Raw genomic sequence first — 15989 nt, 5'->3', positions numbered from 1 at the left:
GCGCAGGCGCGGCAGGCCAGGTCAGATTTCGTGTTCGACATTGGTGCTGCCGTCGCCGATCTTGCTGGCCCACGCCTGCACGAAATACTGTTTTTCCACCTCGCTGGGCGCCTCGTGCCAGAAGACGATGAGGGTGCCCTTGTGGTCGTGGATTTGCGCCACTTTTTCAATGAAGCCGACGTTGGCGGCCTGGTCGGCCAGCGCCGCCGCGTAGCCGTACACGCGCGTCAAGCGCTCGATGCGGTCGGGCTCCGTAAAACTGTTCGTCGCCGTAATGATGGGGTGATCCAAAAACATGCTTGTCTCCATGGTGCCCGACTGCGCGGCCGTGCCGCCGCGCGCCGATATACGCATGCTCGGCGCGGATTAATCGGGTATGCTCACGGGAGCTTATCAGATTTCTCTGAATGCAACAAAGCATCTCCCCCAGTCCACTCAGCGAAGTCGTCCCATGCCGGAAAACAGAAGCACCACCCCGCTTGCCCCGCAGGTGCATACCTGTGGCGACCGGCGCCGCCTGGAATTCCAGCCCGGCATGATCCAGAGCGAAATGCTGCTGTCGCGCCCCGACCATCTGCTGCTGCGCTATGCGCGCGCCATGATGTGCTTTACCCTGTTCGTGCCCCGTCCCCGCCACATCCTGATGGTGGGACTGGGCGGCGGTTCGCTGCTGAAATTCTGCCACCGGCACCTGCCCGACACCCGCATCACGGTGCTGGAACTGCGCGCCGACGTGATTGCCCTGCGCGAGCAATTCATGCTGCCGCCCGACGACGCTCGCCTGCGCATCATCGAGACGGACGCCGTCAGCTATATCCGCCAGCATCCGGGCTGCGCCGACGTGCTGCTGCTCGACGGCTATGACGAAACGGGCTTGCCGCCGGCACTGGGCAGCGCGCGCTTCTATGCGGACTGCCTGCGCGCCCTGCTGCCCGGCGGCGTGCTGGTGGCCAACCTGTTCAGTTATGACGAGCACTACCCCGCCATGCTGGCGCGCCTGATGCTCACCTTCCGCGGCGCCGTGTGCCACTTCGACGGCATCGCCGGCAATAACCGCATCATCTTCGCCGCCAGGCCCGGGCAAGGCGCCGACGGCCGCGCCGTGCGCGTGGTGCGCCTGGTGCGCTGGCGGCGGATAGCCGGCCTGGCGTTCCTGAACCGCTGGCTGCCGGCATGGCAGTTGTGGCGCTTGCGCCGCCAGTCAGGCGCGGGCAGCGACTGAAAGTCGTCTTCCCCGGTCATAGATATTGTTGCTTACTAGCAGTAATTTGGTGCAAAATCCGCATGATGGATGTGGTTTATGACAAACTACCGCCTGCGTGGGGCCGGCAGGCGCCGCCGAACCCAAGTGTCCATGAAGTGAGATAGGAAAAACCATGCTGCGTGGCCGCCTGCCATTGTCGATTTCCGCCGCGGCCGCGCTGACCTTTGCCTGCGGCGTCAGCGTGACGGCCGTGCTGTTTGCCGCCATCAGCCAGCTCGAATACGACAAGATGGGCCTGAGCCTGCAGCAGCGCGCCGGCGCCAGGGTGGCCGCCATCGAGCAGGGGCTCGACGACGCGGTCGAGGTGCTGACGACAACGAACCAGCTGTTTGCCGCCGTCGTGCCCGTCACCCGGGAACAGTTCCACGACTTCACCACGCCGCTGCTGCAGCGCCACCCGTTCATCCAGGCCTTCAATTTCCACCGCATCGTGCCGCATGCGCAGCGCGCCGCCTTCGAGACGGAGTTGCGCCGCATCGTGCCCGACTACGCCATGACGGAAATGCGCGCCGGCGTCGTCGTGCCGGCGACGACGCGCGCCAGCTACCTGGTGGTCGACTACCTCGAACCCCTGCAGGGCAACCGCCCCGCCTTCGGCCTGAACGTCAGCCCGAGCGGCGTGCTGGCGCGCGCGCTGGAACAGGCGATCGTCAGCGGCCAGACCACCGCCACCGGCCTGCTGGCCCTGGCGCAAGGGCCGCAACGGGGCTTCGTCATCGTGCGCCCCGTGTACCGCCACGGCGTGCCCCTGCAAACGATACAGCAGCGGCGCGCGGCGCTGATCGGCGATACGGCCGTCATCGTGCGCGCCGGGGAACTGGTGCAGAAAATCCTCGCCGGCGCCGACCTGCTGGGCGACTCGCAGCTTGAACTCAGCGTCTACGCGGACGCCGGCGCCGACCCGCACCAATTGATCTTCCGGCATGGCCAGGCGCCTGCCGACGAACCTGGCGGTGCCTGGGAATCGCTGCCCCGCTGGCTGCACTTTGCCTACCACAGCCATTACGACCGGGCCTTCGTTTCCGCCGGCCGGCCCTGGCATGTGCGCGTGGTGGCCCATCCGCGCCCCTTCCTGGCCGACCATCTGGGCTCCCTGTTCACCCTGATCACGGGTTTGCTGTTCAGCGTACTGACGGCCGCCTTCGTGCAATCGCTGACGCAGCGCTCGCGCCGCGTGCAATTGCTGGTGGAGCAGCGCACGGCCGACCTGAAACGCAGCAATGAGCTGCTCAGCGCCGACGTGCGGGCGCGCCAGCGCACGGAGCGCGCCTTGCAGGAAAGCGAAAAGCGCTTCCGCCGTCTGCTGGCCCTGTCTTCGGACTGGTACTGGGAACAGGACGCCAACTTCTGCTTCACCCACATCACCAGCGGTTTCACGGACAAGTCGAACATGCCGCTGGAACGCTTCATCGGCATGACGCGCTGGGACAACAACCCGGAAATGCGCAATTCGCGCTGGGGCAAGCAGCATATCGCCAACCTGGAAGCCCACCTGCCCTTTTCCAACCTCGAATATGCGATGCATGACCGCGATGGCCAGCTGCGCTGGTTCAGCATCAATGGCGAGCCGCTGTTCAACGAACTGGGCGACTTTCGCGGCTACCGGGGCACGGGGTCCGAAATCACGGAACGCAAGCTGGCCGAGCAGCAAATCCAGCACATCGCCCACCACGACGTGCTGACGGGCTTGCCCAACCGCGCCCTGCTGCGCGACCGCCTGGCGCAAGCGATGGCCCTGTCGCGCCGCAAGAACCGCGCATTATGGGTGCTGTTGATCGACCTGGACCGGTTCAAGTTCGTCAATGACAGCCTCGGTCACAAGGCGGGCGACCTGCTGCTGAAAACCATCGCCACGCGCTTGCAGTCCAGTCTGCGCGAAAGCGACACGGTGGCGCGCCTGTCCGGCGATGAATTCGTCGCCATCCTGTGCGAGCAGGCCGACGAAGTGCTCAGCGGCGCCATCGTGCAGCGCGTGATGGATGCCGTGGCGCAGCCTGTGCTATTGGATGGCAAGGAATTTTTCGTCACCTGCAGCATCGGCGTGGCCGTCTACGACATGTCGCGCTACGACGCGCCCGGCGACGTTACCCTGAATGGCGAGACGCAGAACCTGATCGAGCAGGCCGACATCGCCATGTACTGCGCCAAGAAACAGGGCCGCAACAATATCAAGTTCTACACGACGGCCATGAACCAGGCCACCCTGGAGCGCCTGCGCATCGAGACGGCGCTGCGCAACGCCCTGGAACGCGAGCAGTTCGTGCTGCATTACCAGCCGCAGGTGGACCTGGCCAGCGGGCGCATCGTCGGCGTGGAAGCGCTGCTGCGCTGGCAGCATCCGGACCTGGGCATGGTGGCGCCGCAGCGCTTCATCGCGCTGGCCGAGGATACGGGCCTGATCGTGCCGATCGGCGCCTGGGTCATGCGCGAAGCGTGCGCGCAGGTGAAACGCTGGCATGCGGCGGGACTGGACACCTTGCGCCTGGCCGTGAACCTGTCGGCGCGCCAGTTCAACGAGCCGAACCTGGTCGCGTCGATCGCCGACGTGCTGCTGGAAACAGGCTTGCCGCCCGCCTGCCTGGAACTGGAACTGACGGAAAGCCTGTTCATGCACGACGTGGCGCTGGCCGTCAGCCAGCTGCACGACATGAAGGCGCTCGGGGTGCAGCTGTCGATCGACGACTTCGGCACCGGCTATTCCAGCTTCGCCTACCTGCGCACCTTCCCCATCGACGTGCTGAAGATCGACCGCAGTTTCGTCGGCGACGTGGCGCGCGACGCGGACGACGCGGCCATCGTCGTCTCCATCATCGCCCTGGCCCACAATTTGAAGCTGCGCGTGGTGGCCGAAGGCGTGGAAACGGCGGAGCAGCTCGATTACCTGCGCCGCCATGGCTGCGACGAGGCGCAGGGCTATTATTTCAGCCGGCCGCTGCCCGCCCATGAAGTGGAAGCCCTGCTGCGGGCGGAAGAATCGCACGTCATGCTGTAGGCGACGGCGGCACCCTTGCCCCGAGTTCGAGCTCGTCCCAGTCGTCGTCCAGGCCGGATTGCGCCAGCAGGGAAGCCACATCCGTGGCATGCGCCGGATCAATGTCCTGCTCCGGATGCGGCCACACGAAATCGCATTCCGTGCAGACGATCACCTGCTGGCCCGTCTGGCGGACCGTGGCGTGCACCAGGTCGCCATATCCGTCGCAAGTGGGGCATTGCATGCCATGTGCGCTCATGCCCGGGCCTTACAGTTTCTGTTGCAGGAATTCGAGGAAGCAGCTGATGCGCTGCGCCAGCTGCGTGTTGCGGTAGTAGACGGCGTGGATCTGCTGGCGGTAGCCCGTGTAAAACGGCTGCAGCACCCGCACCAGCCGGCCGGCAGCGATGTCGTCCTTCGTCATGAAGTCGGACAGGCAGACGATGCCCTGGTCGTGCAACGCCAGCTGGCGCAGGGTTTCGCCGCTGGACGCGGCCAGCGCCGGCACGATCTGCAGGCTGTTGCCCGCTTCGTGGCGCAGCGGCCAGTTATTCCCCAGCTCATATTGCGCAAAACCCAGCAGCGCATGGCCGGACAGCGCTTCCGGCGTGGCGGGTTCGCCGTGGCGCGCCAGGTAGGCGGGCGTGGCCAGCACGTGCAGCGGGCTGGCGCTGAGCGGGCGCGCATGCAGGGTCGAATCGACCAGGGCGCCGATGCGGATGGCGATATCGGTGCGGTGCTCGAGCAGGTCGGCGATCTGGTCGTTGCTGGTCAACTCCAGGCGGATGTCCGGGTACATGGCGCGAAATTCCGCCACGTGGGGCACCACGCAATGGAGCATGAAGGGCGAGGCGGCATCGACGGACAGCCGCCCGGCCGGCTTCTGGCGGCGGATGCGGATCGATTCCTCCACGTCTTCCATCGACGCGAGGATGGCGCGCGCCTTGTCCAGGAACAGCTGTCCCTCTTCCGTCAGCTCCATGCGGCGCGTGGTGCGCGTCAGCAGCGAGGTGGCCAGCTTGTCTTCCAGGCGCGACAGGGCGCGGCTGACGCCCGAAGTGGTTTGTCCCAGGTGCACGGCGGCCGCGCTCAGGGTGCCGCTGTCGATGACGGTGACGAAGATTTTCAGGTCGTCCGAATTGATATCCATTGTTGCCTTATTATTGCCGCATTGTTGCGCTATTTTCACATATCGCGCCATTATAATGGAATCATGGCAACAGTGATGGCAAGGGATAACGTCAGGCAACGTAGAACAAAATGGCGATAAAATGACAGCTACTGCCGGCCAGCACGAACAGGTGCCAGATGCCGTGGCCATGGCGCAGCTTGTGGTCGGTGGCATAGAAAGCGATGCCGCCCGTGTAGCACAGCCCGCCTGCTACCAGCCACAGGAAGCCGTTCCACTCGAGCGCCGCCAGCAGCGGCTTGATGCCGATGACGATCAGCCAGCCCATGGCCACGTAAATCACCAGCGACAGGATGCGCGCGCCTTTCGCGTACACGTATTCCTGCACGATGCCCAGCAAGGCCAGGCCCCAGACGACGCCGAACAGCGACCAGCCCCACGGCCCGCGCAGGGTCACCAGCATGAAGGGCGTGTAGGTGCCCGCGATGAGCAGGTAGATGGCGCAGTGGTCGAGCCGCTGCAGCATGGCCTTGGCCTTGCCGCGCACGCTGTGGTACAGGGTGGAAGTGAGGTAGAGCGTGAGCAGCATGGCCGCATACACGCTGCAGCTGACGATTTTCCAGGGATCGCCCGTGCGGGCCGCCGCGACGATCAGGATGACGCCGCCGATGGCCGCCAGCGCGGCGCCCACCGTATGGGAAATGCTGTTGAACCGTTCACCGTGGTACATGCTTGACCGCCCGCCGCGTTAAAAACAGGCTCATCGTACACGCTTGGGGAGATCGGGGTGCGCGGTTTGCGCAAGGCAGGGACCGGAAAAGCGGGGGCGCATGCGATTGCCGCCCCGCTTGTTGCCGCTCAGGCTATCAGGCAGCTTCCGCCTTCTTGCGCGCGGGACGGCGCGCCGGCGTCTTGCGCGGCGCCTTGGCCGGCTTGTCTTCCGCCACGGCAGCCACTTCCACCGGCGCCGCTTCAACGACAGGCGCAGCTTCCACCACAGCTTCTGCCGCCTTCTTGGCCGGTTTCTTCGCCGCAGCCGCCTTGCGGGCCGGCGTGCGCGGCTTGGCCTTAGGCTTGGCTTCGGCGGCGGCTTCCACCGGCACTTCGGCTACCGGCTCAGGCGCAGGCACGGCTTCCACCACCGGCGCCACCTCGACGGCGACGACTTCGGCGCGCGCTTCGCGGGCGCCATCGCCATTCTTGCGGCCACCACGGCCATTGCGGCGCGAACCGCGCTTGGCGTTGCCCTCTTCTGCAACCACCTCGGCCACCGCTTCGGCGGCGGCTTCGGCCACTTCGTGCTGCACTTCCGGCTGCGGCGCCGGCGCATACTGCTCGATGACGACGGCTTCGGCGTCGGCCACCGGCACGAAGGCCTGTGGCGCGGACTCGCCGCGGCGTTGCTCGTTCTGCTTGCGGCCGCCACGGCCATTGCGGCGCGAATCGCGGCGGCTGCCGCCTTCGCGGTGATTGCCCTCTTCCGCCGTCACGCCGGTCTCGCCGCCGGCCTCATTGGCTGTATCCGCGTTCACGGCAGCCGGCACGGCCACCAAGCCGCTGCTGCGGTAGACATAGGCGCCCGATTTTTCATCGCGGCCAAATTCCAGCAAGCCGCGCGTCTGCGCTTCTTCCAGCAAGTTGCCGAAGGTGCGGAAACCGTAGTAGGACTCGCTGAAGTCCGGCTTGCGGCGCTTGATCGCTTCCTTCAGCATCGAGGCCCAGATCTTGCCGCTGTCGCCGCGCTCGGACACCAGCGCGTCGAAAGTCTCGACAGCCATTTCGATCGCTTCCGTCTTGCGCGACTCGTATTTTTCCTTGCGGCGCACTTCCTCGTCCGGCGAGCGCTTGGCGGCAGGCGTATCGCGCGCGTCGCGCTTGGCGGCCGTGCGGCGGCTTTCGCGCACCAGGTCATCGTAGAAAATGAATTCGTCGCAGTTGGCCACCAGCAGGTCGGATGTCGACTGCTTGACGCCCACGCCGATCACCTGCTTGGCGTTTTCGCGCAGTTTCGACACGAGCGGCGAAAAATCGGAATCGCCGCTGATGATGACGAAGGTATTCACGTGGGCCTTGGTGTAGCACAGGTCCAGCGCATCGACCACCAGGCGGATGTCGGCCGAATTCTTGCCGGACTGGCGCACATGGGGAATTTCGATCAGCTCGAAGTTCGCCTCATGCATGGTGCCCTTGAAACTTTTATAACGGTCCCAGTCGCAATATGCCTTCTTGACAACGATGCTGCCCTTCAGCAGCAAGCGTTCAAGGATGGGCTTGATATCGAATTTTTCGTAATTTGCATCTCGCACGCCGAGCGCGACGTTCTCGAAGTCGCAAAACACGGCCATGCTGAGGTTTTCTGGGGATGACGCCATAAGGGTGAATTCTCGCTGATGATAAGGGCGGACGGGAAGCGCAACGCCTCCCTTTTCGCCTAGTATATTCGCCCGCCCCCCGTTTCGGCGACAACTATCGTGCGCGGCCGCCTATTGTGCGCCGCCAGCGGCGCTCGCGCTGGCGCCGGCGACCGGCCAAACGACGCTTTCATCGACCGAATACAGCTGGCACGGCAGGTTGCTGCGCCGCTGGCACGAGGCCAGCGCGCGCACATCGGGGCTTTCGCCCTCCTCGGCCCAGCCCCAGGCGCCGCTGGCCGACAGGGCAAAGGCGCGCGGCGCGGTTTTTTCCAGGAAGACGCGGTAGGCGGCGCGCCCCTGCTCTTCCAGGTAGGGCACGGCGGCAATATCGTCCTGCGGCGCGAAATGCGTGGCGGGCGGCGACGGCGCATCGGCCACGCGGTAGACCTGGCGCACCGGCATGCCGATTTTCTGCAGGAAGCGCTCGGTGGCGGGCAGCCACACGGCCACGCCGTCGCGGCTGCCCAGGGTCAGGTGGGCGTCGCGCTTGAACGGGCCATAGGCGACCAGTTGCGCCCGGCCGCCGGAACCGGTAAAGGAATTGAACAGCCGCCGCGCCAGGGCGGGCCCGAAATAGGAATCGTTGGCGCCATACAGCCACAGGCTGGGAATGTGGTTGTAGGCGCCCAGGGTGGCGAAGGACTTGGCCAGCGCCCCTTGCCAGTCGCAGCCGGGCATGTCGACGCGCAGGCCGCCGGAAAAATTGAGCACGCCCCGCACGCCGGGCAGCACCCGGGTGGCCAGCGCCAGCGCCGCCATGCCACCGTACGACTGGCCCGCGACGACGATGCGTTCCGGGTCGACCCAGCTCTGGCGCCGCGCATACGCGAGCGCAGCCAGCACGTCGCGCGCCTGGCCCTGGGCGTTGCCCAGCATGTCGCAGCCGAAATCGCGGTAGGCGCCCGTGGAGCGCGCAAAACCGGCGCGCATGGGCAGCATCACCGCATAGCCGCGGCGCACGAATTCGGCGGCCATATAGATGAAGCGCTCGCGCGCCTGCAGTTTCGCCGGCCCGGCCTGCTTGCCGTGATTCATCAGCAACAGGGGAAACGGGCCGGGGCCGGCGGGACGGAACACCGTCGTCTCCAATGTCTCGCGCAAGCCGTCGCCGGCCGGCACCATGATGACCTGCTCGTTCAAGCGCGCATCGAGCGGCAGTGAGGCAGAAGCAGGCTGAGCTTGCAGGGTCAGGCAAGGCCAGCTGAGCAGCAAAGCCAGGCAAAGGCGGCGTACGAGGGGAGAAATGGCAGGCTCCATGCGAGATTTCCCAGCCAGTCTAGGCAGTGAAAGGGCGCAGGACAATATTAAAACATTATGGATGGGTAACTTTTTTTGCAGTCATTGACGACGCGGAAAAATGTTGCCTTGCACCAACCACATAGCGCCCGCATGGGAGTAAACTAGGAGCCTTCTGAAGGAGTTGCCATGTCCATATCCGCCCTCACCACCGGTACCTCGGGGCTGACCGCCAACCAGCGCGCGCTGGATGTGGCAGCCAACAATATCGCCAATGCGAATACCCAGGGCTTCCAGCCGCAACAAGCCGAGTTCCAGGAAGCCAGCCCGGCCGGCACGGGCGTCACCCTCTCCGTCGAAGGACGCAAGCTGGCCGCCGGCGAAAGCGTCAGCGGCGCCAATGCGAATGCGGCCAAGGCTGCCGAAAGCCGGCCGAACGGCGTCGGCCTGGCATCAGAACTGACGGATAACCTCGTCTACAAGGCCGGTTTTAATTTGTCGGCGAATGTCGTCAAGGCGGCCGACCAGGCCCTGGGCAGCCTGATCGACGTCAAGACCTGAGGCAGCAAACATCCACGGCGACTATCGGCAAGATAGTCTAATTTTTCATTTCCAGCGCCAAGGGCGCCATCGCCGGTTGAATCAGCGCCAGCAGCCGTTCGGCGGGAATGCCGTCGCGCGCCTGCACCGACAGGCCATGCAGCAGCGCCGCATAATAGTCGCCCAGCGCCTGCACGTCCGCCTCCTCTTTCAATTCTTCCGCCAGCTGCGCCGCGCGCAGGCGCTCGATCACGGCCTGCGTGCGCGCGCGGCGGTGCTGCGCCAGCCAGTCGGCGATGCCCGCGTTGTCCGTGCTCGTATTCGTGGCGGCCGTGACCACCATGCAGCCCTGCGGCTGGCCGCTGCGCGTATATAGCAGCACGGCTTCTTCCAGCATGCGCGCCACGGCGTCGCGCACATTCAGGCTGGCCGCCAGCGCATGCACGGCAAATGCGCCCTCGCCCGTTTCATACAGTTCCACGGCTTCGCGGAACAGCTGCTCCTTCGAGCCGAACGCCGCATAGATGCGCGCCGAGGCAATGCCCAGCGCCGCCACTAGGTCGGCCATCGATACGCCTTCATAGCCGCGCGTCCAGAACGCGTCGCGCGCTTTTGCCAGCGCCTGTGCGCGGTCAAATTCCCTCGGTCTTCCTGCCATTTTCATCCTTTGCTTGCAAACTGGCGGCCAGTATAACGCTTGCAAGCCACACCGATTCCGCATTTATTTTGCATCACGGTCTTGACCGCGCAGAAAATTTCGCCTATTCTTTGTCGATCGACAAACAATAGGAGCCGATATGAAAACCATCCAAGGACCAAGCCTGCACCTGGCACAATTCGCCGCCGATACGGCGCCCTTCAACACCCTGCCCGCCATCGCCGAGTGGGCGGCCGGCATGGGCTTCAAGGCCCTGCAGATCCCCGCCTGGGATGCACGCCTGTTCGACGTGGCGCAAGCGGCGCACAGCCAGCAATACTGCGACGACCTCGTCGCCATGCTGGCCAGCCATGGCCTGGTCATCAGCGAACTGACGACGCACATCCTCGGCCAGCTGGTCGCCGTGCACCCGGCCTACGACGCGCTGTGCGACAGCTTTGCGCCGGCACACCTGCACGGCCAGCCGGCGGCGCGCACCGAGTGGGCCATCGAGCAAGTGAAACTGGCGGCCATGGCCTCGAAGCGCCTGGGCCTGACCGACATGGGCACGTTCTCCGGCTCGTTCGCCTGGCCCTACCTGTTCCCGTTCCCGCAGCGCCCACCCGGCCTGATCGAGGCGGCCTTCGACGAACTGGCGCGCCGCTGGCTGCCCATCCTCGACGTGTGCGAAGAACAGGGCGTCAACCTGTGCTACGAAATCCACCCGAGCGAAGACCTGCATGACGGCATCAGCTTCGAGATGTTCTACGAGCGCGTGGGCCGCCACCCGCGCTGCAAGATGCTGTTCGATCCGAGCCACTTCGTGCTGCAGCAATTGAACTACCTGGAATTCATCGACATCTACAAGGACCATATCCGCATGTTCCATGTGAAGGATGCGGAATTCAATCCGACGGGACGACAAGGCATTTACGGCGGCTACCAGTCGTGGGAAAACCGCGCCGGACGTTTCCGCTCGCTGGGCGACGGCCAGGTCGATTTCAAGGCGATCTTCTCGAAGATGGCGCAAAACGACTACGCGGGCTGGGCCACCTTGGAATGGGAATGCTGCCTGAAGGACCAGGAAGTGGGCGCGCGCGAAGGCGTGGCCTACATCAACGCCCACATCATTCCCGTGACCGACAAGATCTTCGACGACTTCGCCGGCGCCCCCGTCAGCGCGACGCAGATCAATACCCTGCTCGGCATCACGAACAACTAATCAAGCAAATTAACTGAATCAATACAAGGACTTGCCATGCATCAGAATGAAGACAGCTACACCCACGACTACGTGCGCATCGACGGCCAGCGCCTGCATTGCGTCATCGCCGGCGAAGGCAAACCCGTGCTGCTGATCCCCGGCTGGCCGCAAACCTGGTACGCCTGGCGCCACGTGATGGCGGCGCTGGCCGCCCAGGGCTACCAGGCGATCGCCATCGATCCGCCCGGCAGCGGCCACTCGGAACGTCCGGCCGGCGGCTACGACACGGGCGCCGTTGCCGCCACCCTGCACCGCGCCATGCTGGCCCTGGGCCATGCGCAGTACGATGTCGTCGGCCACGACATCGGCATGTGGGTCGGCTATGCGCTGGCCAGCGATTTCCCGCAAGCCGTGACGAAACTGGCGCTGACGGAAGCCGTGATCCCGGGCCTGGCGCCGGCGCCGCCGATTTTTGTCGCGCCGTCCGACAACATCTTCCTGTGGCACTTCATGTTCAACCAGGTGCTGGACTTGCCCGAGATGCTCACGGCCGGCAAGGAGCGCGAATACATCCGCTTCATCCTGGACCGCTGGTCGTACCGCCGCGACAAGGTGGCCGTCGACGTGTATGCGGACGCCTATGCCACGCCGGGCGCCCTGCGCGCCGGCTTCGCCTACTACCGCGCCATTCCGGAAACCATCCGGCAAAACCTGGAGCGGGCGAAAAAGAGCCTGGCCATGCCCGTGCTGGCCATCGGCGCCGACCATGCGACGAATGACGCGCCATTGCTGACCATGCAGGGCAAGGCGGACATCTTGAAAGGCGCCATCGTCGCCGAATGCGGCCACTTCATCATGGAAGAACAGCCGGAAGCCTTCATCGCCCACCTGCTGCCGTTCCTGGCCGGAGAAGCCGCATGAGCCTCGATCCTCTGATCGCCGCCTGGCTGGAACAGACAAGGGATGCGCCGCCGCCCGCCTCGCTGGCGGACTTGCGGGCCGCCACGGAAACGGGGCTGCGCCAGTTGCACGGGCCGCTGGAAGACGTCGCCTCGATCAAGGATTACGTGCTGCCTGGCGAGCACGCGCTGACCGTGCGCGCCTACGTGCCCGCCGGCGCGGACACAAGCAAGCCCCTGCCGGCCATCGTCTTTGCGCATGGGGGCGGCTGGTGTCTGTGCTCGCTGGACCTGTACGACAATCCGTGCCGCGCACTGGCCAACGCCACCGGCTGCGTGATCTTTTCCGTCGACTACCGGCTGGCGCCCGAGCACAAATTCCCCGTGCCGCTGAACGACTTTTACCGGGCAGTCTGCTGGGTGGCGGACCATGCCGAAGCGCTGGGCATCGATGCGAAGCGGCTGGCCGTGGGCGGCGACAGCGCGGGCGGCAACCTGGCGGCCGCCGCGGCCCTGATGGCGCGCGACCAGGCCGGTCCCGCGCTGGCGCACCAGCTGCTGCTGTACCCGGCGCTCGATTTCGCCTTCGACACGCCGTCCTACCAGCGCTATGCGGAAGGCCATTCGCTGACGCGGGAAGCCATGCGCTTTTGCTGGTCGGCCTATCTGAACGAGCCGGCTGAAGGCGCGCAGCCCTATGCGGCGCCCCTGCGGGCAACGTCGCTGAAGGACTTGCCGCCGGCGACCGTGCTGGTGTGCGAGTACGATCCGCTGCATGACGAAGGTGAGGCCTATGCGCGGTATTTGCGCGACGACGGCGTGGCGGCGCAATGCGTGCAGCTCGACGGCATGATCCATGCGTCGATCCACATGCTGGGCTTGACGCCAGCGGCGCGCGGCCTGTTCGACGTGGCGGGCCAGGCCATGCGGCAAGCGCTGGCGGCATAAAAAAACGCGCCGGGGATGGCTCCACGGCGCGTTTTTTCCATCAGCTTATCGTCACTCCACCAGCTTGCGCACCTCGATGCCGTTCAGCCACTTCACGTGGCGCGGTCCCGTGCGGATGTCCTTTGCCGAAATGAGGGCGATTTCGCCATCGTTGTCGTCGAGCGCCTTGCCGTTTTTTTCGTAGTAGACGATCACGCCCTCGCCGGCCGGCGCGTTATACAGCTCGCCCCAGGAAAACACCACGGCATAGCCGTCGGTGGCCGTGGCGATGATGGCAAGCTTCTTGACGTCGTTGTGGCCCGGCGCATCGAGCACCGCCTTGTCGAGGATATCGCGCAGGCGCACGCCCTTGTAACTGGTGATGGTTTCGGCCTTCTCGCCGTTATGGCGCGTGACGGCGATTTCCCCGCCGTTGGCCGGCGGCAGCTGGCGCAGGTCGGCCACCTTCAGGGTCAAGGGCGTTTCCACCACGCCCGTCACGGTCAGCGCGTGGCTCATATTGTCGCGTGCCGGCGCCGGGTCTGCCCACGCGGGCACCGCCGCCAGCAGCGCCGCCGAAACGAGGCTTGTCAGTATTGTCTTCAACATGCTGTGTCCTTTCATGAAACATTCAAAAAATCAGAATTGGTACTGCGCATTGGCCAGCCAGGTGCGTCCAGCGCTGGGAAAACCGTCGGCCAGCGCGTAATTGCGGTCGCCCAGGTTCGCCACGCCCGCTTCCAGGGTCAAGGCCGGCAAGGGACGGTACACAGCCTTCAGGTTCACGGTCGTAAAGCCGCCGAGTTCCAGGGTGTTCGACACCCAGCGTCCGCTGTTCGATTCGGCGATGGCCACCACGTCCACCTGGCGCGCCGCGTGCAGCACGGCGTGCGCCGTCAGCTTGTGGCGCGGCACGTCCGTCAGGCGCGTGGCGCGGTCGCTGACGTTCCTCATGTCCGTGTAGGTGTAATTGCCGCCGAAATCCAGCCAGGCGCCGGCGCTGCCGCGCAAGCCAAGTTCCACGCCGCTGATGTGCGCCCTGCCCGCGTTGCGCATCTGCGAGCGCACGCCCGAGACATTCGCCACGCTCTGGATCTTGTCCTTCACGTCGCTGTAGAACAGCGCCGCTTCCACCTTGGCGCCCTGCACGTTTCCTTGATACCCCAGCTCATAATTCATCGCCTCTTCCGCGCGCAGGGCCGGGTTTTCGATATACGTGCCCAGGCGCTGCGAGTAGCGGTCCTTCAGGGTCGGCAGGCGCGACTTGCGCGCCACGGTGGCGTACACGCGCGCATCGGCGCCGACCTTGCGGAACAGTCCCGCCTGCAGGTCCGTGGCCGATTGATTGGCTGGCAAGGTGTAGGCATTGCCGGCGCTGTAGACAGTGTCCGGGCGCAGCTCATTGCGCGAGACGCCCAGCGACAGTTCCGTCGCCGCATCGAGGGCGATGCTGTCTTCCGCGCCCAGGGTCCACAAGGCATCCTTGTACCAGGTGGTGCGCACGCCTTTTGCATCGAGTTCCTGGTGTTCGTCGGCCTTGTAGCTGGCCACAAAACGCAGGCTGTGCGCGGCCAAGCGGAACGATTCGAGTTCCACCGCGCCGCCATTCGTACGGTCGTTATAGATGCTGCGCCCGCCGCTGACGCTGCCCTGGCCGCTGGTTTTCAGGGTCGCGTAGCTGCCGTTTGTGTAGGAGGTGATTTCATTGTCGTAGCTGTCATGGTACAGGCGCAATTTGAGGCGCTCGGCGTCGCCCAGGCGCGTCTGCGAGACGAAGTACACGCTTTCCTTGTTCCAGTACGGCCATTGCCAGTAGCGCGCGCCCACGGGATTGGTCGACGGCGGCTGGCCCTTTTCGCCATGCTGCTTATAGTAGCTCAGTGCATATTCGTCGCCTGCCTGCGCGCCATCGGGCGTGTAGCCCACCTTGAACGACAGTTTATGATCCTTGCGGTAGGAATTGTTGCGCATGCCGCCGTCTTCCGTGGCCGTGGGGCGGAAGTCCGACGACAGGGGAAAACCGTCGCTGTCGATATACGACACGCCCGCCTGCAGATACCACAGCCCCTGGTTGGTGCCCACGTTGGCCGACACCTGGCGCTCGCTGCCCGAGCCGAAACCGATGGACGTATCGCCTTCCATCCGCGCGGACGGCTTGCGCGACACCAGGTTGATGGCGCCGCCCAGGGTGTTGGCGCCATACGCCACGGAGCTGTAGCCCTTGGCCACCTGGATGGCGGCCAGGTCGCTGGTGGTGAAGCGGTTGAAATCGACGTAGCCGTCGTACGGCACGTAGACGGGAATGCCGTCGATGTACAGCGGCACCTGGCGCGCATCGAAGCCGCGGATGGCGACGGTTTTTTCATTGCGCGAATTGGTCGACAGCGACACGCCGGACAGCAGATTCAATGCATCGCCCACATTGTCGCGGTTAAAGCGGCGCATCTCGGCGCGGTTCACTTGCGCGCCCACCTGTTGTTCCATTTGGCCTGCCTGCTCGCGCTGGCCGATCACCGTCACCGTGCCCAGCACGAACGGCGCCGCCGCATCCACGCCATCGTTGCCCGCCGTTTGCTGCGCCTGCGCCGTCTGTGCCATTTGCGCCAGCGCCAGCATCACGGCGCCTGCCATTACCTGTTTCAACATCGTCTAGATCTTTCCACTCTCGTTATATATCGTCTTATATAGCGATACTCAAAAAAGCGGCCACGCATGCGGTGGCCGTCACCCAACAGCGCAATATACAGACGTATATAGCGACGCTCAAG

General features: G+C 64.9%; 15 protein-coding genes. 6 read left to right on the top strand and 9 right to left on the bottom strand.

Annotation, left to right across the window (positions count from 1 at the left end; translation table 11 throughout):
- Nucleotides 1-21: 21 nt before the first annotated feature.
- Nucleotides 22-297 carry a hypothetical protein gene (locus O3299_RS03470; RefSeq protein WP_034757372.1) on the bottom strand — a complete coding sequence of 92 codons (276 nt, stop codon included), beginning with the start codon at nucleotides 295-297 and terminating at the stop codon, nucleotides 22-24.
- A 154-nt stretch (nucleotides 298-451) separates the two neighbouring features.
- Between O3299_RS03470 and O3299_RS03465 the strand changes: the two genes are divergently transcribed.
- Complete coding sequence (locus O3299_RS03465; protein ID WP_305061515.1) at nucleotides 452-1222, top strand: transferase spermidine synthase; 771 nt, start codon at nucleotides 452-454, stop codon at nucleotides 1220-1222.
- Between the two features lie 154 nt (nucleotides 1223-1376).
- Nucleotides 1377-4256 (top strand): EAL domain-containing protein, encoded by a 2880-nt coding sequence (locus O3299_RS03460; RefSeq protein WP_289915776.1) that lies wholly within the window; start codon nucleotides 1377-1379, stop codon nucleotides 4254-4256.
- On the opposite strand, the gene O3299_RS03455 is transcribed toward O3299_RS03460, so the two are convergent.
- The 5 genes from O3299_RS03455 to O3299_RS03435 all read right to left on the bottom strand — a co-directional run bounded on the left by O3299_RS03455 (nucleotide 4246) and on the right by O3299_RS03435 (nucleotide 9035).
- Nucleotides 4246-4494, bottom strand: a complete 249-nt coding sequence (locus O3299_RS03455; RefSeq protein WP_305061514.1) for a hypothetical protein — start codon at nucleotides 4492-4494, stop codon at nucleotides 4246-4248. The two genes, O3299_RS03460 and O3299_RS03455, sit on opposite strands and share 11 nt — an antisense overlap.
- 9 nt (nucleotides 4495-4503) lie before the next feature.
- Complete coding sequence (locus O3299_RS03450) at nucleotides 4504-5385, bottom strand: LysR family transcriptional regulator (RefSeq protein ID WP_099664521.1); 882 nt, start codon at nucleotides 5383-5385, stop codon at nucleotides 4504-4506.
- 91 nt (nucleotides 5386-5476) lie between these two features.
- Nucleotides 5477-6094, bottom strand: coding sequence for a hemolysin III family protein (locus O3299_RS03445; RefSeq protein WP_251351207.1), 618 nt, complete (start codon nucleotides 6092-6094; stop codon nucleotides 5477-5479).
- Nucleotides 6095-6230: 136 nt separating this feature from the next.
- The gene (locus O3299_RS03440) at nucleotides 6231-7736 is read right to left on the bottom strand and encodes an NYN domain-containing protein (RefSeq protein WP_305061513.1); all 1506 of its coding nucleotides are present in this window, start codon (nucleotides 7734-7736) and stop codon (nucleotides 6231-6233) included.
- Between the two features lie 111 nt (nucleotides 7737-7847).
- The gene (locus O3299_RS03435; RefSeq protein ID WP_305061512.1) at nucleotides 7848-9035 is read right to left on the bottom strand and encodes a dienelactone hydrolase family protein; all 1188 of its coding nucleotides are present in this window, start codon (nucleotides 9033-9035) and stop codon (nucleotides 7848-7850) included.
- A gap of 168 nt (nucleotides 9036-9203) precedes the next feature.
- Between O3299_RS03435 and O3299_RS03430 the strand changes: the two genes are divergently transcribed.
- Nucleotides 9204-9575, top strand: coding sequence for a flagellar basal body protein (locus O3299_RS03430; RefSeq protein ID WP_099664525.1), 372 nt, complete (start codon nucleotides 9204-9206; stop codon nucleotides 9573-9575).
- A 37-nt stretch (nucleotides 9576-9612) separates the two neighbouring features.
- Here O3299_RS03430 and O3299_RS03425 read toward each other — a convergent pair whose 3' ends face one another.
- A complete protein-coding gene (locus tag O3299_RS03425) occupies nucleotides 9613-10212 on the bottom strand; it encodes a TetR/AcrR family transcriptional regulator (RefSeq protein WP_305061511.1) in 600 nt (199 codons plus the stop codon).
- A gap of 139 nt (nucleotides 10213-10351) precedes the next feature.
- On the opposite strand from O3299_RS03425, the gene O3299_RS03420 reads away from it, so the two are divergent.
- From O3299_RS03420 to O3299_RS03410, 3 genes are read left to right on the top strand one after another with little or no spacing between them, the layout of a single operon-like run.
- A complete protein-coding gene (locus O3299_RS03420) occupies nucleotides 10352-11413 on the top strand; it encodes a sugar phosphate isomerase/epimerase (protein ID WP_305061510.1) in 1062 nt (353 codons plus the stop codon).
- 36 nt (nucleotides 11414-11449) lie between these two features.
- Nucleotides 11450-12316: an alpha/beta fold hydrolase gene (locus O3299_RS03415; protein WP_077402718.1), complete on the top strand. Its 867-nt coding sequence runs from the start codon at nucleotides 11450-11452 to the stop codon at nucleotides 12314-12316.
- Nucleotides 12313-13242, top strand: coding sequence for an alpha/beta hydrolase (locus tag O3299_RS03410; protein WP_305061509.1), 930 nt, complete (start codon nucleotides 12313-12315; stop codon nucleotides 13240-13242). Before O3299_RS03415 ends, O3299_RS03410 begins: the two co-directional genes overlap by 4 nt.
- Nucleotides 13243-13293: 51 nt before the next feature.
- On the opposite strand, the gene O3299_RS03405 is transcribed toward O3299_RS03410, so the two are convergent.
- Together O3299_RS03405 and O3299_RS03400 are read right to left on the bottom strand one after the other, a co-directional pair.
- The gene (locus O3299_RS03405; RefSeq protein ID WP_305061508.1) at nucleotides 13294-13830 is read right to left on the bottom strand and encodes a molybdopterin-dependent oxidoreductase; all 537 of its coding nucleotides are present in this window, start codon (nucleotides 13828-13830) and stop codon (nucleotides 13294-13296) included.
- Between the two features lie 30 nt (nucleotides 13831-13860).
- Complete coding sequence (locus O3299_RS03400; protein ID WP_305061507.1) at nucleotides 13861-15867, bottom strand: TonB-dependent siderophore receptor; 2007 nt, start codon at nucleotides 15865-15867, stop codon at nucleotides 13861-13863.
- Nucleotides 15868-15989: the final 122 nt, after the last annotated feature.

It is taken from the genome of Janthinobacterium sp. SUN176, from assembly GCF_030587335.1.
Lineage (GTDB): Bacteria > Pseudomonadota > Gammaproteobacteria > Burkholderiales > Burkholderiaceae_D > Janthinobacterium > Janthinobacterium kumbetense.
The sequence above is the reverse complement of the archived record's forward strand: the minus strand, read 5'-3'. Positions and strand labels throughout refer to the sequence as shown.

Bases quoted from the DNA above. Each gene is read 5' to 3' on its own strand.
- O3299_RS03470 (WP_034757372.1), bottom strand. From the start codon at position 297: ATGTTTTTGGATCACCCCATCATTACGGCGACGAACAGTTTTACGGAG.
- O3299_RS03465 (WP_305061515.1), top strand. From the start codon at position 452: ATGCCGGAAAACAGAAGCACCACCCCGCTTGCCCCGCAGGTGCATACC.
- O3299_RS03460 (WP_289915776.1), top strand. From the start codon at position 1,377: ATGCTGCGTGGCCGCCTGCCATTGTCGATTTCCGCCGCGGCCGCGCTG.
- O3299_RS03455 (WP_305061514.1), bottom strand. From the start codon at position 4,494: ATGAGCGCACATGGCATGCAATGCCCCACTTGCGACGGATATGGCGAC.
- O3299_RS03450 (WP_099664521.1), bottom strand. From the start codon at position 5,385: ATGGATATCAATTCGGACGACCTGAAAATCTTCGTCACCGTCATCGAC.
- O3299_RS03445 (WP_251351207.1), bottom strand. From the start codon at position 6,094: ATGTACCACGGTGAACGGTTCAACAGCATTTCCCATACGGTGGGCGCC.
- O3299_RS03440 (WP_305061513.1), bottom strand. From the start codon at position 7,736: ATGGCGTCATCCCCAGAAAACCTCAGCATGGCCGTGTTTTGCGACTTC.
- O3299_RS03435 (WP_305061512.1), bottom strand. From the start codon at position 9,035: ATGGAGCCTGCCATTTCTCCCCTCGTACGCCGCCTTTGCCTGGCTTTG.
- O3299_RS03430 (WP_099664525.1), top strand. From the start codon at position 9,204: ATGTCCATATCCGCCCTCACCACCGGTACCTCGGGGCTGACCGCCAAC.
- O3299_RS03425 (WP_305061511.1), bottom strand. From the start codon at position 10,212: ATGGCAGGAAGACCGAGGGAATTTGACCGCGCACAGGCGCTGGCAAAA.
- O3299_RS03420 (WP_305061510.1), top strand. From the start codon at position 10,352: ATGAAAACCATCCAAGGACCAAGCCTGCACCTGGCACAATTCGCCGCC.
- O3299_RS03415 (WP_077402718.1), top strand. From the start codon at position 11,450: ATGCATCAGAATGAAGACAGCTACACCCACGACTACGTGCGCATCGAC.
- O3299_RS03410 (WP_305061509.1), top strand. From the start codon at position 12,313: ATGAGCCTCGATCCTCTGATCGCCGCCTGGCTGGAACAGACAAGGGAT.
- O3299_RS03405 (WP_305061508.1), bottom strand. From the start codon at position 13,830: ATGTTGAAGACAATACTGACAAGCCTCGTTTCGGCGGCGCTGCTGGCG.
- O3299_RS03400 (WP_305061507.1), bottom strand. From the start codon at position 15,867: ATGTTGAAACAGGTAATGGCAGGCGCCGTGATGCTGGCGCTGGCGCAA.